Here is a 17,711-nt window from a genome sequence, read left to right on the forward strand (position 1 = left end):
TCCGGTATTGGGTGGTCACGAGAGTTTGCAAGCGGATTCTTCGCCCTCGCTATACCCCTGCCCAGCTAGCGGCCCCCTGCCCTGTCGCTAAAATTCCTGCAACACCACAACTGCTTGCAGGACCATCCCATGCGCCAACTCACCGAAACCACTACTCTCGAAGACCTGACCGAAGCCCGCGCGAAGCTTGAGGAAGTGAGGCGGCTCCTGGATGGCACGGAGTCGCCCGAGCTGCGGAAGATCGTCGCCAAGCTTGAGCGGCTGGTCGCGGAGATGGACAGGGTCGGGCGGGTGGTCGATTCGGGGAGGAACTGAACCTCACAGCCCATCCCTTGGAGTGATGACCAGGCGGTAGCGGCCGAATCCGATACCCCAGACCAGTGCGAAGAAGATGGGCGGGCCGGAGAGGGTCAGCCCGAGCAGGATGGTGGCGCCTCCGGCTCGGCTAACTCCGCGAGGGTTGAGCGTGTGACACGCCGCGGGAGGGGCCGAACTTGACGAGCCCGACCGCCACGACGGTCACCAGAACGATCAGGAGCGATAAGAACCGCAGCGAATCGCCCATGCCATTCCAATACGAATAGCAGCCAGTGGTCAACGTGCACAGACCGCCGAATGCGAGGCCCGTCCCGACGGGTACGGTTCGCAGGAACAATCCAATCAGCAGCGTCGCATATCCGATCGGGCTCGCCACCCAAAACATCGCCCGATAGAAGCCTCGCTGCTCGTGTTCGATCTCCTTTCTGAGTTCCTCGGCCTGGTCGCGGGACTTACCTCGGGCGTCAGCCTCCTTGGTGTCGTAAGTCTCTTCCTGAACGCGTTGCTGCCGGGCGAGGAGGTCATCCAGCTTCGTCCGTGGATGCAGCAGCGTCGCGCCCGCGTAGCTCGTCAGGGGCAGCAAGGCCGCGATCGCAACCCAGATGACCAGTTGCTTGATGAGAGAGTCCACGTCACGACCGTCGCGTCGGACGGCGATGATAGCCGTGGCGATGGCGACCGCGATGAGGGCGATGATCGCTGCGACGTAAATGACGGTCTCGGGCATCGATCCATCCTGTTCGTGCAGGCTGAGCTATGCCGGGGTTTCGATCCGGCGATGGGGGGTAACTCGCCCTATTCTCCAGGGTTCGCAAGACGTTTCAAGGCATGACTACGGGCGTCCGGGCGGCACCTGCGCGGGTCCCGTCCTATCGGACACGCTGCGCGTCCGCTACGGCGCCTGACGCAAGACAATTGATCGCCAAGAATACTAACTTTATATGGCTTTCTTCCATTGCGTGCCTTTTCTTATCTTGTAGCACTGTTCAAGCAAAATACCCAATTCGATTGAAAGATTGGCCAATGTTTTCCCTCCTTCAGAGGTTCTTATTCTCTCAGCCCCGGCCTCGTCGATCTTCCTAGGACGAATAGTTCCATTTGGAAACCGATTCGGAATGTAAAGTTTCATTTCCACAGCATGCCTGTTGTTTTCGGCCGAGGTTACATACTCTAAATTATTTGGTGAATTGTTCGTCTTGTTGCCGTCCTTGTGATTTACTACAAGTCCGTGAGGACGCTCGCCAATGAAAGCCTCTGCAACCAAGCAATGAATGAATTTGTGGTGCATCTTTCCGTTCCGGTAAAACTTGAGAGCTCGATACCCGTAAGTTGTCAGGTAAGCCGCCTTTAATATTCCTGTTTCAATATTTCTTACATTCCCGACGTTGCTGATGCTATACCTGGTTTCCCAGCCGGAAACTGGTTTCCAATGCTCAAGTAGCAAAATAGGGCTTGCGCCCTGACTCAAATCGACCATACTGACACCTCCGAATTGAACACTTGGACAGATTAGCCCCGAACGCTGCAAGGCGCAAGGGGCTTTTTTGTTGCCTGACCGGACTGCTCGGAACGCTCCGGTCAAGGTCAGCCGCAGCTTCCGCGCTTCGCTTGTGCAGCCGCTTACCTTCCCTCAAGCCCGGGTACGGGTGACCTGTGCTAATTCAATTCTGCCTTTCGTCCTGTGAATGGCGGGCGTTGCCGCAATCACAGCCCTTTACAATTAGCAGAGGGAGCCATGAACCCCGTTTTGCAGACGACATTCACATTACGCGTATGCTTCCCCGAAATGCCATCCCGACATATCCGCACCATGCTTCGCCAAGCCGGATTCCGCTATACGGGCTCACACTGGCACCTCACCACCGGCACCGCCAGCCCGATCGGCAATGCGCAACTGGAAGACATCCTCGGCCTGCATATCGAGAAAAATCGGAATAGTGGCATTGCGCCCACTAATTAGATTTCGTAAAATATGAACATAGCAAGGAAGCCACCCGGTACTCGAAATGTCATCAAACACTGCCCCGGAGCCTTCCAATGACGACCGCCATCCTCAGCACTGATTCCCTGCGCACCCTGGCCCCGAGCATCTTCGCCACCACCCCCTGGGCTGGTGTTGGGCCGAACTATCGATTCGTCCCCTCGATCGACGTCCTCGGGATGATGGCCGACCAGGGCTTCCACCCGGTCATGGCCAGCCAGAGCCGGTCGAGGATTCCCGGCAAGGGCGTGTTCACAAAACATCTCGTGAGGCTGAGGCACCGCGACCACGTGGACACCGGCCTTCATGCCGAGGTTCCTGAACTGGTGCTTGTCAATTCACATGATCGCACGTCAGCCTACAAGATCTTCGCGGGCATCCTGCGAACGGTCTGCTCGAACGGCCTGGTCGTGTGCTCCGAGGATTACGGCAGCTTCTCCCTCCGGCATTCGGGCAGCCGCAGCCTCCGGGACCAGATCATCGAGACCACCGGCGAGGTGATCGGCGTCACCCGCAAGGCGTTCGACGACATCCGGGAGTGGAAGGGGATCACGCTCACCCGGCCCCAGCAACTGGCGCTCGCCAATGCCGCCATGGAGATCAAGCCGAACGACTCCATCCGGCCTGCCCATCTCCTGACCAGCCGCCGGGAGGAGGATGACATCGACCAGGAGGGGAACCGCGACCTTTACAGGACCACCAACGTCCTGCAGGAGAATCTCATTCGCGGGGGCATCCGGGGGCGCAACGCCCGGGGACGGAAGGTGAGCACGCGGCCGGTGAAGAGCGTGACGGGCGACCTGGCCGTGAACCGGGCCCTGTGGAGATTGGCGGACGAGATGAGCCGCCTCGTGAAGTAAATGGCCGGAGGGGGCGGGACGAACGCCCCCCCCCTGCTCGATTCCCGTTCACCCGAACGTCCTGCGACCTAACCGGTAACAACCAAACGCCAGGGACGGCGGTTTTGTCCTTGCGAGCCATAGTGGACATTAGTATAAATTCAGCCGGAGGACTTCCGCCATGAGCCGACGAATGGGCCAGATCCACGCCTGCCCGTGCTTCCTGGAGGCCGTCGACCGCGGGGCGATGGTCACCGCGATCCGCGAGCACGCCCGCCAGATCGAGTCGGGCTCCTTGCGCAGCGACCACAGCCACGCCGGTACCCGCTTCCACATCGAGACCCAGGCGGACCGGGCGAAGTCGGTCATCCGGTTGAGCCCGGAGGCCTAACCATGTGGCAATTCGCGATTCCCTACCCCGACCACACGGCCTTCGTGGTCAGCTACCAGGCACGGAACCTTGCCGAGGCGTTCCAGCGGTTCGCGGAGGAAAGCTGGAGGCAGGAGATCGGCGGCACGGTGGGCGTGTGGCGAAACGGGTTGCTCGTCGCACGGGTGATCGTCTTCACGAACCGGAAGACGAAGGAGCGGGAACCGCATCTCCAGCTGTGGAGGTAAATGTTACCGATCGGGAATAATTGGCTCAAAATCGCCCAAAAGCAGCGGGATATTCCCGATCGGGAATTTTTTGTTTGGGGGCCGGCCTCGCCTTGCTCTGCTAGTAATTCAGGGGTCCGCCAGCGCATGCCTTCTCCAGGGTCTTTCCCTCGTCGTTGCAGATATACGCGATGGTGTCGAAGGTCACGGAGAGCCGCTGGCCATCCCGCTCGTACTCGATGGTGTTGACGCGATAGACCCGCTTCTCACTCAGGACGCCGATATAGTCCTCTGGTTTCGCATCGGGGCTTGGCAGGTAAGGATAGACATTGCCCGCCATGCGTGGATCGAGGATGACCCGGCATCCCTCGGTATTGCCGGAACGATGGAGGTGTTCGACCAGCTCGTCGCTGCTCATGAACTCGACAGGGCTAGACTTATAGCTCACGGAATCGACGCGGTCGATCAGGAGATAGGATTCGGAGTGCTGGTGGGTTTGGACTTTGATGAGCATGAAGCTGACTTTCTATCTGACTGGTTTGCCCGCCGATTTCTCGGCGGTGCGAAGACCATAGCAGGGATCGTGTCTGCGCGCAATCAGAATGCGACGCATTGCTCGGATTGGGTTTCAGCAGGGAAACAGGCGGGCGATCAAAGCTGAATACCCTTTTCCCTTAGCATCCCCAATATCTGAGTCTGAATGTTATAGCTGTTTCCCAGAGAAACCTGTGAGATGACCGCGAGAAGGGCGCTGACGATTGTGTCCGGCAACTTCTCCGTCACAAGCTTGACGGCAACCTCGCGGATTTCTTCTCGCTTCGCACTGACGGCTGTTTCAATCTCCTCGAGCACTCGCCGCTTGAGTGACGCTGCCACCTCGTCCTCGAACCAGCTCGGGAAAACCTCTGTCCTGCTGTTCCAGGATTCGCCTTTCTTTTCTCGCCTTGTGAAGAACATTTCTTGCATGGCTTTCTTCACCATTTCCGCCAGAACCTCATCGGGCATGAGATCGCCGATGTTTTCCCTCAGTCTGGTTTTTACTTTTCGGACCGTTCACTTAATCGGTTGACTGTATAAAAAACAGGTGCTAACGTGGCTCCAGCATCCGAGGAGCCACACCATGAACATCATCCAAATCTACCGCCAATTCCCCACGCAGGAATCCTGCATCGCCCACCTGGAGAAAGCCCGCTGGGGCGGCACACCTGTCTGCGGCTATTGCGGCTCGGATAATACCTACCCGCTGCGTGGCGAACTCCGGCACCATTGCAACGCCTGCCGCAAGTCCTTCTCCGTCACCATCGGCACCATCTTCTTCGACACCCGCCTGCCGATGCAGAAATGGTTCCTCGCCATCAGTCTCATCCTGAACGCCAAGAAGGGCATCAGCAGCCGCCAGCTGGCCCGCGACCTGGAGCTGCCCGTGAAAACCGCGTGGAGCGTGGCGCACCGCATCCGTAAGGCCATGGGCGACGACGGCAGGCTGCTCAGTGGAATCGTCGAGATGGACGAAACCTATGTCGGCGGCAAGCCCCGCAAAGGCAACGAGCGCGACGACGACCAGGACGGCGGCAACACGGCAAGCCGTGGCCGTGGCACCAGCAAGACGCCCGTTGTCGGCATGGTGGAGCGGAAAGGCCGGGTGAAGGCAAAGTCCGCCAAGAAGTCCGAGCTGAAAGCCGCCGATTTGCAATCGCTCGTCCGCAAGGGCGTGGACGTTGGCAACTCGGTGCTGATTACCGACGAATACCGGGGCTATGCGGGGATGTCGAACCTGGTGCCCCACAAGCGGGTGAACCACGCCCAGCGGTTTGCCGACTGCCTGGTGCACACCAACAACATCGAATCGTTCTGGGCAATCCTGAAACGCGGGATTGTCGGCCAGTTCCACAAGGTGTCGGACAAGTATCTGGATGCCTACCTGGATGAGTTCAGCTATAGGTATAACGGGCGGAAGGTTGACGGGGCGGTGATGTTTGACGTGACGGTTTGCAGGATGCTGAAACTTTAAGAGCGGGCTTTCTCGTAGTCGTGGTCAAGTGCGGCCTTGAGTTTTGGGTAATTCTCCGAAATCTGCGTTTCCGAATATGATATAACCTCCACCTGCCGTTCCTTGCCAAGCGATTGCAACTGTTTGTTTGTTACGAGAAGCTGCACCCCGTGGGCAAAGAGTATGAACTCTTGCTTCAAACCCGAGTCCTGAAAAACTGCCTTGCTCGATTCAAGTTCGATTTGCCTTGCGGCCATACGTTCATCGTAGGGATTGTAATTCAGGCAGTCGTCCTTCACCTCGGCGAGCAAGAGACAGAGCCGTTGAAGCGTTTGGAAATCGCATTTGAAGTGGCGAAATCTCGCCTTCTGCCTCTGCCTGCCCACGACATAGGCCAGCAATACCGAAGCATTCAGCGTCATGGCGATAGCGGTAAGGACGCATGCCATACCCACAGCAATCGGAAGTTCTTCCAGGCGTGCGACAACGAAGGTATACCAACCCGCAATCATGGTGATCACGATTCCCAAGGCGGGCGGAAGCCATTGCCATCCCGTATGGACAGCGTTGGCATCCTTGAGCCGGTCGAGCAGAAATTTAAAAGCGGCGAACATGCCGCCGAGTTTTGCCCGCAAACCGCCGGGCTGTCAACCGGACGTTGAGTAGTGACACCCGCCCCGCTTCCCCCTATGGTGTGATTGCTTACGTCAACTGCCATAGGGGAAACCATCGTGACCAATTCCAACGCCTTCACCATAACCACGAACAGCTTGAGCCTCTGGGCGGCTTTCTCCGTACTGGAGATTCCGGGTATTGAACAATGCCCGGCTATGGAACTGAAACAACTGTACGGGCCGCGATTCAAGCTGGTGATTCATATCACCTCAACCGTCGCTCTCGGGCTGTTCGTCAACTGGCTTTCGGATCAGCTCAAAAGCCATCCAGAAGGCGAGACAAAGATTGAAAACCAGGCCGTATCGCATGATCGCGCCCAAATCACCACGATCATCGGGGAAAAAGTGATTATTAATAACTATTATGGCGAAAAACAGCCAGATTGTGAGAGAGTCACGGAGAAATTGCCGTAGGAGTGGACGATTAGCCGCTTCACTCAACCGATTAAGTGAACATTCCGTTACTTTTTCCTCGAATGATTGTTGTGGGGTTAGTGCTGTTGTCTGCTCCGTCATAAACTCTCCATGGTTATCGTTTTTCGTGTTTCTTGTTTGCGATACACCTCTCCGCATCCAGCAGCTTAGCCGTCAGCTCCCCTGCCCTGATACCGCCCTCCATGTGGGCCTGCATCAGGCGGGCGTTCTCGGCCTGGAGGGCGTCGATCACCACCATGGCGTCGATGAGCAGGTCGCGGATCGCGTTGCCGGTGGGCTTGGTCGCGCCATCGCACCAGAATCGAGATTCGCTCTGCAGGCGAGCGATGGTTGCGTCCAGTTCGTATGGGGTCATAACTTGGCGCCGAACACTTCCGTTACCTTCCAAAACTCTCCGTCTGCATCGAGCAGTTGGACCATGTTCCCGACTTTGGCAAAATTGCTGCCTATCCAGCTTGTAGTGCGTTTGTTGCCGTTCTCAAGCTTGCATTGAACGGGATGGCCTGTTAGTCGCAATAGAGCCTCGTAAGCGCAGCTTACCTCGGCCATCTCAAAGGTGGCGCACCAGCTGTCGGAAATTTCCGCGGCATGCCTCGCATGATCCAGTCGAAGTTCGGCACGCCTTCTGGATTCATAGTCATCAATCATACCCCCGCCCCCTGTGCGTCCAACACCTTGGCCGCAGCCAGGCACGCCCCCATCAGGGCCTCGCACGGACAAGAGGAAACGGTGCTGCCGAGCGTCACCCCGTAGGCGATCACGACGCCGATGAAGAAGCCGCCCTCGTAGGAATGGATGCCGACCGACTCCGCCTTGAAGGCGACCCACCGGCTGGCGGCTTCGAGCACGGCGCGCAGATCGGTGTAGGCGAACGATTCCTGCGGCCCGACGATCAAGGGCTTGGTGGCCCCGATGTCGCAATCCTCCCAGCCAATGCAGGAGCGGGCAAAATCCAGGGCGATGTCGGGGAGGCCTGTCATTTCTCGTCCCCCTTGAGGAAGTCGCCATCCGCGTCCAGATGGGCCGGTGGCCAACCCGCCGCGACGATGTTGCGGTGCCTGATCCAGCGGTTGACCAGCTTGAACGGCCAGATGACGACGCTCGTCGCGAGGCAGGCGAGGAAGAAGGTCAGCCAGGGATTGGTGGACATGAATTCGTAGGCGGTCATGTACCCTCCCGGTCCAGAGGCAACGCCAGGACTCGCCGCCACGAGGCGATGTCGCAGGTCATGCCCGCCTCGTTCCGCTCAATGGCCTTCTCAATGTCGCCGTGAATTTGCTTCTTCCAAGCAGAAGGCATCAAGTGCCAGTAGCGGGTAAGCCAATCGGCGCAATCTCCGGTGATGTATGTCATCCGACCGAGCGAGTAGCGAAACGAGCACAGGAGCAGATTCGCCAAGGTATGATCGTCGATAGTGGTCTCACCCGTGGAGAGGGCGATGTCGGAGAGGCCGCTCATTCCCCCGCCCCCTGCACCGCCTGGACCAGGATGACCGCCGCGATGGCGGCAGCCCTGGGAAGTTCGGGCGCGGACACCCCGAGCGACCTTTGTGGAATGTACACCTGATAGTTGTTGTTGTACGCCTGGACGTTCGGCATCTCGGCAGGATGGCCGCCCATGCTCAGGCCGAGGTTCAGCTCGCGGAGCCGCAAGAAAATGGCCCCGAAGCCGTCCCAGGTGGTGGAGTAGTACGGGATGCCCGACCCCAGCACCTTGTCCTCGTGATGCTCCGCCCCCGTATGCGGGTCACGCTTCGGCACCCAGGGGTCGAGGCCAAACACGACCTCCGCCACCACGGCATCGAGCTCGCGGGCGGGCATGGCCTCGAGGGATTCGAGGGTGTGGGTTGGGGTGGGGGTCACGAGTTCCTCCTATCCGTCGGTGGTTTCTCACACTCCTTGTTGGCACGAGCCTTGAGATTTTCGATCCCAGCGGGGGAAATCAGCATTTGGCCGCGTTTGTAGAGCCTGTCGTCGTCTCTGAATGTTCGCTTCATGAGAGTCAAAAGCCGATAATTGCCCTCACCGATAATGCCCAGAAGCTCATCCCAAAGTTGCTCCAGCATGGGTGGCGTATCACGATACTGCCAACCGTCTGCAATCAAGGTCTCGCCGGGAAATGGCTCTGTATCTGGCATCGGTAAATCAAATCCCCCGCTCATACCCCGCCCCGCAGCTTGCTCCGAGCCTCGTTCAACCCTGCCGCATGTGCGGTCAAGCAGTACTTTTGAAATAGAAGTGCTAATGGTTTGAAATTAATCAACATATCGACCCGCTACCTTCAATTTGCGCTTGTATTTATTGCAAAATCGGTTTGCTGCATTGCCATTAAATCCAACATTGCAAACCAGACACTTGACTTGTTTCGCTGGGCTTCCGGTTGGTGACGATATTACCTCCCGCTCCGCTACAGAAATAGCTGGCACGGCACGTCGCAATATCTCGTTGAAGCGGGCCTCGTGTGGCATATCCCAAATGCATTTCATTGGAGACCCTTCGTTAATCGTCGAACCCCTGCACGCGCCTCGTTCAGCTCCTGCATGTCGTCGTTGAACTGGTATTTGGTCACTTCACCTCACACTCGCCCCTTGGTGTAGCCGTCGCAGATCGTTTGCGACATACCGGCAACGGCTACACGAAGAGGCGGAATGGATGGGGTGATGGGTATGTCGCATGGGCCGGAGGATAGCAGGAGTGGCGGGAAGCGCAAGCATAAAGATTGCCATGCTATAGACGATCTGCTATCCGTGCGGGATGGATCGCAGTGAGATAGGACGCAAAGGGAACCGGGCGGCAAGAGCCGCAGACCCGCAACACCAGAGCAAGGCGGGTAAGGCCGGATTCGCCGCCACCGTCGCACGCCACTGGTCAGGTGACAATGCTGGCTATCTCGCCCACCAACGCAAGCGAGCCAACCAGTCAGTAGCCGACGCCCTGGCCGACATCGAGCTAAGGGCGGAGCTGGAGAGCGGGAAGGAAATTAGCTGCCGGGAAGTGCCGATCTACTTGGAGCCGGACGAGGATGTGAGCTGGCAGGAGCTGGTCACGCGGAAGGGGCGGGGGCAGAGCCGGGCGGGTTGACGGCGCAGGCTGGTCATCTCTGACACGCGGCATGGAGCCGCTTTCCTGCGCCATCAGGCCAGACCCGGACACGTCCGTCACTCCCATGCCTTGCGGCTTGGAGGCGGAGGAGATGCCCGCCCTTTAACGTCCGAAGCTGCGGGCAGGGCGTTATGGCAAGGGCAGCTCCTGCTGCTGGTTGGCCAACATTCCCTCGTCGCCGCAGCACGGACACCATAACAGGGACGAGGCCGGGCGCAAGCGCTTTTCCATCCCAGCGCCATGTGCCGATCTGCCCCACCCCCGGCCTTCCACGGGCACGCTGAAGCCCGAGCCACGCCGCTCAAGGGCGAAAGGCCGTTTCCCAAGCGGGAGCCTCGGCTTTCCCCCTTGCCCGCCACGGCGCCACCGGCTTCGGACGCTTGCCGGTCAGGCTCGATGGGCGGGGCTGGTGGTGTTTGATGCGCAGCGTTCCACAAAGTGGTTGACGCATGCGTCATATGCATCTACACAAAGTGGACACAATAGCAAGGAGGCCACAACATGGCGAGAGACAAAACTGTAGCGGATGTGCTGGCGAGGCAGCTCGAGAGTTTGGCAAGTCTGGTCAGAAACATGCTGATCGACAACCCAAACCTGAAGGCCAAAGATTGGAACACTGAGCCGTACTATTTCCGTGAGTATCCGCGGACATCACAATTCGTACGTGAGGTGCTGGCAGGGCAAGCCAACACTATTCTCGATCGGGTGGACACAATTCAGGGGATCGTCGCCGACATGACGGGGGACATCGACCTGTACCTACCCGACCAACGATTGATGTCAAAAGCAGAACCAGCTTTGGACGCAGAGCTTCTTGAGGCTCTCACTTCGCTGTGGGCAGTCGTTGAGAAGGGCGCGAGCTACGAGGATTCGCACGCCATCGCGGGAAGGGTCAAGACTGTGCTCGCGAAAGCCACGGGCGAGGCCGCATGACCCCCGCCGTCAACTTCGACCCGATTCCACCCGCCGAGCTGAAGCCCATCGTGGATGCTTGGGGCGGGGTGGAGCCCTTTGCCCGCGTCATCCATGCGAAGCCCCGCACGGTGAAAGCCTGGCTCTACGACGAGCGGAAGCTGAAAGGCCCGGTCGCGTTGCTGGTTCGACAGCTTGGCTTCCCGCCCAATAAAAAGACGGGGGATGAACCCCGGCCAAACCTCAAACCTCAATCTAAGGAATCGACAATATGTCACTACATCAAATCGAAATCAACCGACTTTGCAAGTCCCCCTCGAACGTCCGCAAGACGAACCCGAAGGCCGCCCAGGAGGAGCTAAAAGCCAGCATCCTCGCGCACGGCCTCATGCAGAACCTGGTCGTGACCGACGCCGGTGACGGCAGCTACCACGTCATCGCCGGTGCCCGCCGCCTCGAAGCCCTGCAGGAGCTGGTAGCGGAAGGTAAGCTCAAAGGCGGCACCATCCCCTGCCAGATCGTGACCGAGGGCGACGCGGTCGAGATGAGCCTGGCCGAGAACACGGTGCGACAGGCGATGCACCCGGCGGATGAGTTCGAGGCATTCGCCGCGTTGTCCGACCAGGGCCAGACCGCCAGCCAGATCGCCGAGCGGTTCGGCAAGAGCGAGAAGCACGTCCTGCAGCGGCTCAAGCTGGGGCGTGTCGCGCCGGAGCTGGTGGAGGAATACCGGGCGGAGAACTTGAAGCTCGAGGTCCTGGAGGCTTTCACGATCACGGACGACCGGAAGAAGCAGCTCAAGGTCTACAAGCAGGCGAAAGACGGTTGGCAGATCCATCATCCGCGCGAGATCCGTGGCCTTCTGACAGAATCGACCACCAAGGCGGATAGCAAGCTCGCCAAGTTCGTGACACTCGAAGCCTACGAGGCGGCTGGCGGAACGACGAAGACCGACCTGTTCGGCGAGGACGTCTATCTGGAGGACACCGCTCTGCTCCACCGCCTGACCGGTGAAAAGTTGGAAGCCGAGGCCGAGGCGTTGCGGGCTGACGGTTGGGGGTGGGTGGAAGTGACGTTCGATGACGACTACAGCTTCACTCGCCGGTGCGGGCGGATCGAGGCCGTTCCGCTGGATGCGCCTGCCGAGTTGATGGCCGAACAGAAGGCTGTTGAAGCAGAGATCGAGGCCATCGAGCGGGAATGGGACGAAGCCGACGAGGATGACGACGCACTGCTCGATGCCATAAGTGAAAGGCGGAACGCGGCCGAAGCCCGCCAAGAGGCCATCGAAGCCAAGCTCGAATCCTTCGTCGACTTCCTGCCACTGGAGAAGAAGCTGGCCGGATGCTTCGTGTCCATCGGTTGGGGTGGCAAGCTCGACATCGAGAAAGGCCTGGTGAAACCCGAGGACAAGAAAGTGGTCGCCAAGGGCCAGCCCGATGCAGACGCAGACGACGAACCGGAAGACAAGCCCGGCCTCTCGCAGGCGCTGATCGACGACCTGAAGCGGTACCGGACGCAAGTGGCCCAGGTGGCGTTCGCCGAGAACCCGGCCATCGCCTTCGACCTGCTGGTCTTCACGGCCGCCAAAGCGGTTATCGGCAACAGTTCGATCTTCGACGGGCCTGACGTCCATTTTCGGGAAAATCATCTCCGGCCGAGCGTTGAGCCCGACACCGCCGCCACCGAACGGCTGGACGCCATCCGCGAGGCCCTGCCGCTGGCATGGCTTAAGGAGAAGACCGAGCCGCAGCAGTTCGCCGCCTTCCGCAAGCTCGCGGACGAGGACAAGCACCGGCTGATGGCCTACTGCACGGCGATGACCCTGCAGGCGAAGCTGGCGCCCGGCGAAGGCAAGCAGAAATCGGCCTACGACACGGCCCTCGGGCTCACGGGCGTGGACGTGGCCGGATATTGGCGGCCGACCGCTGCGAACTTCCTGAGTCGGATCAAGCGGGAGCAGTTGCTGGAGATTGGGCGGGAAGTGCTGATCCAGGGCGAATCATGGGCGATCGCCATGAAAGACGCCAAGAAAGCGGCTTTGGTTGCGGAGCTTGACGCGGCGTTCGCCAAGTCGGGCAACCCGGACACGCGGGATGCGATCCGGGAATGGCTGCCCGAGGGCATGGCCATCGCCAAGCCGGAGCCGGTGGCCGTGAAGGCGAAGAAGGGCAAGCAGGCGGCATAACATGAACCGGGCGGCGTGGAGAGCGTCGCCCACCACTCAGCAAGGAGGCGACACTATGGAAGACACGAAACACACACCGGGACCCTGGGCTTGGTTCGGCACAGCGTCCTGCGAGGATCTGTGGCTGGGCACTGCTCACAGTGGGCGCATCTACGTCATGGGATTCAAACGATGGGGCAGACAGGGGGCACAGCCGATCTTTCAGGTCAAAGGCAAAGGCATGGTTCCAGCCAAAGAGCTGGTGCAGTTTGAAGTCGGCAATCGCGAGGTTGTCGGCATGACTCAGGCGAAATCGGAGAGAAGTGTTTACCGCCACCATGTGCGAGGAATAGCTCATCCAGACGCCCGCTTGATTGCCGCAGCGCCGGAGCTGCTGGAAGCATTGGAGGATGTCTTGTCCAAGATAGAGCAAGCGAATTTGGGTCATATTCTTGGGAATACCAAAGGATATGCCGCCATCGCCAAAGCCAAGGGCAAAGCCGCCTGATGCTGGTGGGGCGGCTCCGATCGCCCCATTCAGCCAACTGACTCACAACCGGGCGGCCCGCTGTGCCGCCAAAACCAAGGAAGGAACGACCATGAATAAGGAATGCAGAAGTTGGCTACCGGAGTTCGGACAAGACAATGAATGCTGCGAAGGCAAGGTTATCGACGTTGACGTTTGGACGGAGCAAGGCTTTGGGGATATGGCATATCCGCCATGCCCGATCTGTTCCAAGTCGGATTTCGACAATCACATAAATGATCTGCTGGCCGACAACTGCCACGAGGATGCCGCAGCTTTGGTGCACGCTTCAAGAAATGCCATTGCCAGACTTGAGCAGGAACAAAGAGCGCGAGCTGCGAGAAAGGAACGACCATGACCATCACAAAAGAAACCCGCGACGCTCTCGAGCGGCTCCGAAAGGAGCAGGAAGCCCAAACCCGCAAGATACTGGAGCAGAAACGATGACCGATACAACCCTCGCCACCAGCCTCACGGCCACCATCGCCGATGCGTTCGGCTTGACCACGCCCGAGCGGGAGCATCTCGGCGGGCTATTACGGGAGGGGCTGGGGCAGGCTGAGCCCGCCACCCCCGGCGAGGCGGTGGAGGCAGTTAAGTTTCCAGTCATGAAAACGGGAAGGGTTGGTGAGCCTAGAACCATGATCCCGTGGGAGGTAGCAGAGAAAGCGTATGCCGTGTATTGCAAGCATGGTGGGAGTGGACAATCCATCAAAGGGGTTGCTGAGCGCGGCGGCTTCTATGAAGGGGAAATGGATAAATTCTATCCGGCGTGGCGGGAAGAGGCCGCACGCGCCGCCCTTCCTCTTATGCAGGAAAGTGAGGTTAATACGAACGGGTTGAAGCCATGCCCTATATGCAAGGCAACTCCTCGCCGCAATGGCCGAACTAACGCCGGTGGCGTTCTTTGCGCTCAAGCTAATCATCGCGTACAGACCTACGGCAGATCGCAAGAGGAGGCGGATGCGGAATGGAATCGCTTTACCCTTCCGGCTCAGCCAGCCCAGCCCGCCGTCAAGGAGATCCTGCGCGAATACTACAAGCGCATCGGGTACGGCCACTTGCACGATGAAACGCTCGACGCCCAGACCGACATGAAGCGGGTGGTGGAGTTGATCCTGAAAATCGCCCATGCCCCCGACGAGGTTGACAACCCCGCCCGGGACGGTCTACTGGTAGCGAAAGAGGATTCCGCTTCATGATTCAGACCGTCATCGAGATCATCCGCGCCACCCGGCTTGACCTCTCCACCGAGAAGCGTGCCCAAGCCGACCTCGAGCAAGCCTTCGTGAAAGCGGGGATCGCCTTCGAGCGGGAAGTCCACCTGACCCAGGCCGACATCATCGATTTCTTGGTGGAAGGACTCGGGATCGAACTCAAGGTGCGGCGGGACGGCAAGAAGACGATCTACAAGCAGCTCTGCCGCTACGCCCGCCACCCGCGCGTCGACCAGCTCCTGCTCGCCTCGAACCTGAGCATGGGCCTTCCGGCCGCGATCGAGGGCAAGGACGCGTATTTCGTGAAGCTGGGCGAGGCCTGGCTATGAGGGCATACGGCAGCGTCTCGCTCTCCCCCGACCAGACCGAGTGGATCATCACCCGCGCCGAGCCCCACATCTCCATCCGGCTGAAGCAGATCTTCCCCAGTATCCCGAAGGCCGCGGTGCCCCCGTACCGGTTGCCCCACAGCATCGTGACCGACACCGACCTCGACTGGTTCATGCAGCGCTACCCGCTGGAGATTTCCGAGGCAGACAAAGGAGCGCTCACGCTCGGCTGCGAGTCGCTCCGCCAGCGCCAGGCGGAGATGGAACGCATCCTAACGCCGGACTATGCCCCGACCGGCGGAGCCGCTCTCCGAGAAGGGCAGCAGCTCCGGCTCTACCAATGGCAGGCCATCGAGGTGCTGAGGCGTCGCGGCCGCCTGCTGCTCGGCGACGAGGGCGGCCTCGGGAAGACCTACACCGCCGCCGGCTTCATGGTCGCGGAGCCGGGGGCGTTGCCCGCGGCGGTCGTCTGCGACGCCCACATGCAGCGGCAGTGGAAGGAGAAGATCGAGGCGTTCACGCACCTGCGCGTCCACCTCATCAAGAAGGCCAGGCCCTACAGCCTGCCGCAGGCCGACGTGTACGTCTTCCGGATCAGCCAGGTCGGCGGTTGGGCGGACATCTTCGCCACGGGGTTCTTCAAGTCCGTCACCTACGACGAGCCCCAGTCGCTCCGCACCGGGGCCGGAACCGCGAAGGGGGCGGCCTGCAAGGTGCTCTCGGCGAACACGAACTACCATCTCGGGCTGACCGCCACGCCGATCTACAACTACGGCGACGAGATGTGGCATGTGATGCAGTTCATCGACGATACGGCCTTGGGGCAATGGCCGGAGTTCGAGAGGGAGTGGTGCGACGCGATCGGCAACGGCAAGTACCGGATCAAGGACCCGAAGGCCCTCGGCACTTACTTGCGCGAGCAGTACGTCATGCTCCGGCGGCTGAAAGGCGACGTCGGGCAGCAGCTCCCGCGCGTGTCCCGCGTGGTCGAGCACATCGACTACGACGAGAAGGCGGTCTCGGCGGTCGAAGACCTGGCACGGGCGCTGGCGATCAAGGCGACCACCGCGAGTTTCGTCGAGCGTGGGAACGCCGCGCGCGAGCTGGACATCATGATGCGGCAGACCACCGGCGTCGCCAAGGCGAAGACCGTGGCCGCGTTCGCCCGGATGATGGTCGAGGCGGGCGAGGCGGTGGTTTTGTGGGGCTGGCACCGCGACGTCTACGACATATGGAACGACGAGCTGGCCGACCTGAACCCCGCCATGTACACGGGCAGCGAGAGCGCCAGCCGGAAAGAGACGGCAAAGGCCCGGTTCCTCTCCGGCGAGACTAACGTACTGATCATGTCCCTCCGCAGCGGGGCGGGCGTCGACGGCCTGCAGCACCGCTGCGCCACGGGGATTTTCGGCGAGCTGGACTGGTCACCCGGGATCCACCAGCAATGCGTCTGGCGGCTTGACCGCGAGGGCCAGCAGAGCCCGGTCACGGTCTTCTTCCTCGTGACGGATGACGGCAGCGACCCGCCGATGATGGACGTGCTCGGAATCAAGGCGTCCGAGGCGCAGAACATCGTCGACCCGCACCTCGGCGTTGAGATCAAGGAAAACGATACCGGCCACCTGCGGAAGCTGGTCGAGCGGTACCTGGAGCGGAAGGCCGGGGCGGCGTGAGCTACGACCCACCCCGTCAGAAGTCCAGCAGCTCATACTTGGCGGGCTTGCGGAGCTGACTCTCGCTCCACCGCATGAATGCCGCCCGTACAAGCAGCAGGACCGCCCCGATCGCCAGGGCAATGGTGATCAGGATGCCGCCGGTTACGATCGTCGCAATGAAGCCTCCCGGCTCGTCATCGAGGCCAGCCGAATAGGCTTTCGTTCCTCCGAGAGCCGCGGACATGCCCATGCTCCCAGCGATGATATGAAGTACGGGCATAAGCTGCGAGACGGCAACGATCCACCCGCCGATCACCACGGCCCAACCTCCCTTCCGGGAAGCCGATACGGCCATGGCTCCGAGTGCGAGCATGAGCAGGATGGCCAGGATCATCCCGCCCTTTCCAGCCTTCTGCGTGAGCCCAGCGGCTAGAAACAAGGGCACGGGCAGGTTCGCGCAGAAGACGGCGATCCAGGCCACGATCATCGGCCCTTTTGATCGGGCAATCTTCCCGTCGGCCACGTCGCGGAAGTAGGGGTCGAGGGCCATGGTCAGTGCTCCGGCATGTCGGGGATGATGGGGCGATTCTAAGCTGGAGCCTCGTTGCTTTGCAATGCAAAGTGGCGATTTCCGTCGAGTTGCCTGTGGGTGCCAGAGCGAGGCTTGGTCCCCGTGGTCGTTGAAGCCGTCGTCGATCCGGAGTGACGTCTGGAGCCGCCAGCACTGTCCATGAGGTGCGGAGCGGCTAGAGCCCGCGACTGTGACCGCAAGTATTCACCAGCCACACGACACGCCTCCCTGCCCCGAAGCACGAACCTAGTAAGCCCGGTCAGCACGGCCATCAGGCAAGAGGTATCCACGGTACTCCCGCCTTGTCTGGAACGCGTCAGACGTCCTGGGAGGGCAGACTGGATCAGTCGCCGTGCCGGTAAAGCTGCCATGACGGTTTCCGCTGCGCGGACCCTCCGT

27 protein-coding genes are annotated in these 17,711 nt (G+C 60.2%); 14 read left to right on the forward strand and 13 right to left on the reverse strand.

Going from position 1 to position 17,711, the window contains the following annotated elements; translation table 11 throughout:
- Positions 1–129: 129 nt before the first annotated feature.
- Positions 130–315, forward strand: coding sequence for a hypothetical protein (locus TA3x_RS01930; protein ID WP_435018412.1), 186 nt, complete (start codon positions 130–132; stop codon positions 313–315).
- Between the two features lie 130 nt (positions 316–445).
- Here TA3x_RS01930 and TA3x_RS01935 read toward each other — a convergent pair whose 3' ends face one another.
- Together TA3x_RS01935 and TA3x_RS01940 are read right to left on the reverse strand one after the other, a co-directional pair.
- Positions 446–1,045 (reverse strand): hypothetical protein, encoded by a 600-nt coding sequence (locus tag TA3x_RS01935; protein ID WP_435018413.1) that lies wholly within the window; start codon positions 1,043–1,045, stop codon positions 446–448.
- 210 nt (positions 1,046–1,255) lie between these two features.
- A complete protein-coding gene (locus TA3x_RS01940; protein ID WP_435018414.1) occupies positions 1,256–1,795 on the reverse strand; it encodes an NUMOD4 motif-containing HNH endonuclease in 540 nt (179 codons plus the stop codon).
- A gap of 258 nt (positions 1,796–2,053) precedes the next feature.
- On the opposite strand from TA3x_RS01940, the gene TA3x_RS01945 reads away from it, so the two are divergent.
- From TA3x_RS01945 to TA3x_RS01960, 4 genes are all read left to right on the forward strand, one after another.
- On the forward strand, positions 2,054–2,278 hold the full coding sequence (locus tag TA3x_RS01945) for a hypothetical protein (RefSeq protein WP_435018415.1): 225 nt from the start codon (positions 2,054–2,056) through the stop codon (positions 2,276–2,278).
- Between the two features lie 77 nt (positions 2,279–2,355).
- Entirely contained in the window at positions 2,356–3,159 is an 804-nt protein-coding gene (locus TA3x_RS01950; protein WP_435018416.1) for a DUF932 domain-containing protein, read from the forward strand.
- 160 nt (positions 3,160–3,319) lie between these two features.
- Complete coding sequence (locus tag TA3x_RS01955; protein ID WP_435018417.1) at positions 3,320–3,529, forward strand: hypothetical protein; 210 nt, start codon at positions 3,320–3,322, stop codon at positions 3,527–3,529.
- A 2-nt stretch (positions 3,530–3,531) separates the two neighbouring features.
- Positions 3,532–3,756 (forward strand): hypothetical protein, encoded by a 225-nt coding sequence (locus TA3x_RS01960; protein WP_435018418.1) that lies wholly within the window; start codon positions 3,532–3,534, stop codon positions 3,754–3,756.
- A 100-nt stretch (positions 3,757–3,856) separates the two neighbouring features.
- Here TA3x_RS01960 and TA3x_RS01965 read toward each other — a convergent pair whose 3' ends face one another.
- The gene (locus tag TA3x_RS01965; protein ID WP_435018419.1) at positions 3,857–4,249 is read right to left on the reverse strand and encodes a hypothetical protein; all 393 of its coding nucleotides are present in this window, start codon (positions 4,247–4,249) and stop codon (positions 3,857–3,859) included.
- Positions 4,250–4,386: 137 nt separating this feature from the next.
- Positions 4,387–4,740: a hypothetical protein gene (locus TA3x_RS01970; RefSeq protein WP_435018420.1), complete on the reverse strand. Its 354-nt coding sequence runs from the start codon at positions 4,738–4,740 to the stop codon at positions 4,387–4,389.
- A 115-nt stretch (positions 4,741–4,855) separates the two neighbouring features.
- On the opposite strand from TA3x_RS01970, the gene TA3x_RS01975 reads away from it, so the two are divergent.
- Positions 4,856–5,746, forward strand: coding sequence for an IS1595 family transposase (locus TA3x_RS01975; protein WP_435018421.1), 891 nt, complete (start codon positions 4,856–4,858; stop codon positions 5,744–5,746).
- Here the strand turns inward: TA3x_RS01975 and TA3x_RS01980 are convergent.
- The gene (locus TA3x_RS01980; protein WP_435018422.1) at positions 5,743–6,339 is read right to left on the reverse strand and encodes a hypothetical protein; all 597 of its coding nucleotides are present in this window, start codon (positions 6,337–6,339) and stop codon (positions 5,743–5,745) included. The genes TA3x_RS01975 and TA3x_RS01980 overlap by 4 nt on opposite strands.
- 117 nt (positions 6,340–6,456) lie before the next feature.
- Here TA3x_RS01980 and TA3x_RS01985 point away from each other — a divergent pair, with 117 nt between their 5' ends.
- Positions 6,457–6,813 (forward strand): hypothetical protein, encoded by a 357-nt coding sequence (locus tag TA3x_RS01985; RefSeq protein ID WP_435018423.1) that lies wholly within the window; start codon positions 6,457–6,459, stop codon positions 6,811–6,813.
- 115 nt (positions 6,814–6,928) lie between these two features.
- Here TA3x_RS01985 and TA3x_RS01990 read toward each other — a convergent pair whose 3' ends face one another.
- Genes TA3x_RS01990 through TA3x_RS02020 form a run of 7 tightly spaced genes read right to left on the reverse strand, consistent with a single transcriptional unit; the run spans position 6,929 to position 8,995 of the window.
- Positions 6,929–7,189, reverse strand: coding sequence for a hypothetical protein (locus tag TA3x_RS01990; RefSeq protein WP_435018424.1), 261 nt, complete (start codon positions 7,187–7,189; stop codon positions 6,929–6,931).
- On the reverse strand, positions 7,186–7,482 hold the full coding sequence (locus TA3x_RS01995) for a hypothetical protein (RefSeq protein WP_435018425.1): 297 nt from the start codon (positions 7,480–7,482) through the stop codon (positions 7,186–7,188). The genes TA3x_RS01990 and TA3x_RS01995 overlap by 4 nt, the downstream gene beginning before the upstream one ends.
- A complete protein-coding gene (locus TA3x_RS02000) occupies positions 7,479–7,814 on the reverse strand; it encodes a hypothetical protein (RefSeq protein WP_435018426.1) in 336 nt (111 codons plus the stop codon). The genes TA3x_RS01995 and TA3x_RS02000 overlap by 4 nt, the downstream gene beginning before the upstream one ends.
- Positions 7,811–8,002 (reverse strand): hypothetical protein, encoded by a 192-nt coding sequence (locus TA3x_RS02005; RefSeq protein WP_435018427.1) that lies wholly within the window; start codon positions 8,000–8,002, stop codon positions 7,811–7,813. The genes TA3x_RS02000 and TA3x_RS02005 overlap by 4 nt, the downstream gene beginning before the upstream one ends.
- Entirely contained in the window at positions 7,999–8,292 is a 294-nt protein-coding gene (locus TA3x_RS02010; protein ID WP_435018428.1) for a hypothetical protein, read from the reverse strand. The genes TA3x_RS02005 and TA3x_RS02010 overlap by 4 nt, the downstream gene beginning before the upstream one ends.
- Positions 8,289–8,696 (reverse strand): hypothetical protein, encoded by a 408-nt coding sequence (locus TA3x_RS02015; RefSeq protein ID WP_435018429.1) that lies wholly within the window; start codon positions 8,694–8,696, stop codon positions 8,289–8,291. Before TA3x_RS02015 ends, TA3x_RS02010 begins: the two co-directional genes overlap by 4 nt.
- Positions 8,693–8,995: a hypothetical protein gene (locus TA3x_RS02020; protein ID WP_435018430.1), complete on the reverse strand. Its 303-nt coding sequence runs from the start codon at positions 8,993–8,995 to the stop codon at positions 8,693–8,695. The genes TA3x_RS02015 and TA3x_RS02020 overlap by 4 nt, the downstream gene beginning before the upstream one ends.
- 1,441 nt (positions 8,996–10,436) lie before the next feature.
- Here TA3x_RS02020 and TA3x_RS02025 point away from each other — a divergent pair.
- From TA3x_RS02025 to TA3x_RS02055, 7 genes are all read left to right on the forward strand, one after another.
- The gene (locus tag TA3x_RS02025; protein ID WP_435018431.1) at positions 10,437–10,868 is read left to right on the forward strand and encodes a hypothetical protein; all 432 of its coding nucleotides are present in this window, start codon (positions 10,437–10,439) and stop codon (positions 10,866–10,868) included.
- Between the two features lie 250 nt (positions 10,869–11,118).
- A complete protein-coding gene (locus TA3x_RS02030) occupies positions 11,119–13,035 on the forward strand; it encodes a ParB/RepB/Spo0J family partition protein (protein WP_435018432.1) in 1,917 nt (638 codons plus the stop codon).
- A 55-nt stretch (positions 13,036–13,090) separates the two neighbouring features.
- Complete coding sequence (locus TA3x_RS02035; RefSeq protein WP_435018433.1) at positions 13,091–13,522, forward strand: hypothetical protein; 432 nt, start codon at positions 13,091–13,093, stop codon at positions 13,520–13,522.
- Positions 13,523–13,613: 91 nt separating this feature from the next.
- The gene (locus tag TA3x_RS02040; RefSeq protein WP_435018434.1) at positions 13,614–13,898 is read left to right on the forward strand and encodes a hypothetical protein; all 285 of its coding nucleotides are present in this window, start codon (positions 13,614–13,616) and stop codon (positions 13,896–13,898) included.
- An 85-nt stretch (positions 13,899–13,983) separates the two neighbouring features.
- Positions 13,984–14,742 (forward strand): hypothetical protein, encoded by a 759-nt coding sequence (locus TA3x_RS02045; protein WP_435018435.1) that lies wholly within the window; start codon positions 13,984–13,986, stop codon positions 14,740–14,742.
- The gene (locus tag TA3x_RS02050; protein ID WP_435018436.1) at positions 14,739–15,086 is read left to right on the forward strand and encodes a hypothetical protein; all 348 of its coding nucleotides are present in this window, start codon (positions 14,739–14,741) and stop codon (positions 15,084–15,086) included. Before TA3x_RS02045 ends, TA3x_RS02050 begins: the two co-directional genes overlap by 4 nt.
- Positions 15,083–16,759, forward strand: a complete 1,677-nt coding sequence (locus TA3x_RS02055; RefSeq protein WP_435018437.1) for an SNF2-related protein — start codon at positions 15,083–15,085, stop codon at positions 16,757–16,759. Before TA3x_RS02050 ends, TA3x_RS02055 begins: the two co-directional genes overlap by 4 nt.
- A gap of 16 nt (positions 16,760–16,775) precedes the next feature.
- On the opposite strand, the gene TA3x_RS02060 is transcribed toward TA3x_RS02055, so the two are convergent.
- The gene (locus tag TA3x_RS02060; protein ID WP_435018438.1) at positions 16,776–17,291 is read right to left on the reverse strand and encodes a hypothetical protein; all 516 of its coding nucleotides are present in this window, start codon (positions 17,289–17,291) and stop codon (positions 16,776–16,778) included.
- Positions 17,292–17,711 lie beyond the last annotated feature (420 nt).

Origin of the sequence: Tundrisphaera macrotermitis (assembly GCF_051175315.1) — a bacterium.
In the GTDB taxonomy this organism is placed as follows: Bacteria; Planctomycetota; Planctomycetia; order Isosphaerales; family Isosphaeraceae; genus Tundrisphaera.